We start from the raw sequence: 1,033 nt of genomic DNA on the forward strand, positions 1-1,033 counted from the left end.
GTCGCGCGCGGACATCCCGGCCGCGGACTTCATGCTCGCGAACGCGTACCGGGACGGCAGCGGCGTGCCGCGCGACGAGGCGCGCGCGCTGGCGCTGTATCGCCGCGCCGCCGAGCACGAGCTGCCGGAAGCCGTGCAGACGCTCGCAATGGCCTATCGCAACGGCGAACTCGGGCTCAAGCCCGACGCGGACGAATTCCACGCGCAGTGGATCGAGACCGCGCACGCGCTGAAGCACCCGGTCGTCGCGCCGTAACGGTTCGTCCGCACGCAAACGCACGCGCACGAACCGGCATCCCACCGGCTGCATGACGCGCCTGCCCCGCCGCCCCGCGGATCGATCACCCGGCAACGGAATCGATCGCGGGGCGCGGGCGCGCGCGCCGGTTGCCTTGCCGCCATCCGGCCGCGCCCCGCCGATCGTTCGGCGCGCGGCAATGCATTACCATGCAGCCTCACAATAAAACCTGAGAGAACTGCATCCATGTCCCATCGCCTTTCCAGGCTTGGCGCCGCTGCCGTCGGCGCCCTTGTCATTGCCGGCGCACCACTCACCGCACTCGCCGCACCGCCCGCCCAGCCCGACATCTTCAACGCCGCGCTCTGCAAGCCGCCGTTCACGTCGGACCTGATGGATTCGATCTACAACACCGCCAAGGCAGCCGATCCGAAACCGGACGAGTCGATGCTGGGTGCCGCGGTCTACCGCCTGCCGGAGCCGATCCACCGCGACGGATTCACGACGCAGCAGGTCGTGTTCGTCAGTACCGGAATCGGCGTGCTCGTGGACGGCGAGGTCGCCGACCAGCTCGCGAAACGCTACCAGCTCACTCTCGAGAAGGGCCACCTGCTGGGCGCGTCGTCCGTCGGCTATTCGCGCCGGCTGACGGTCCGTGGCCCGGGCGGTGCGCTGATCCTCGTGTCGGCCCGCCAGGGCCCGGCGCTGAAGGGCAAGACGCTGCTGGCCTGCGAAATGACGTCCGAAGAAGACATCAAGGCGCTGGAGCGGATGGAAAGGCATTGAGCCGTGCCG

The 1,033-nt window shown here is 69.3% G+C and carries 1 protein-coding gene and 1 pseudogene; both read left to right on the forward strand.

What is annotated here, in order from left to right; genetic code table 11:
* Positions 1-256 (forward strand): annotated as a pseudogene (locus G3N99_RS40685) (SEL1-like repeat protein); the annotation flags it as partial.
* Positions 257-484: 228 nt separating this feature from the next.
* The gene (locus tag G3N99_RS40690) at positions 485-1,024 is read left to right on the forward strand and encodes a hypothetical protein (protein WP_174937729.1); all 540 of its coding nucleotides are present in this window, start codon (positions 485-487) and stop codon (positions 1,022-1,024) included.
* Positions 1,025-1,033: the final 9 nt, after the last annotated feature.

The organism is Burkholderia sp. Ac-20392 (assembly GCF_017104585.1).
Classification (GTDB): domain Bacteria; phylum Pseudomonadota; class Gammaproteobacteria; order Burkholderiales; family Burkholderiaceae; genus Burkholderia; species Burkholderia lata.

Coding starts and splice junctions, on each gene's coding strand:
- G3N99_RS40690 (WP_174937729.1), top strand. CDS start 485: ATGTCCCATCGCCTTTCCAGGCTTGGCGCCGCTGCCGTCGGCGCCCTT.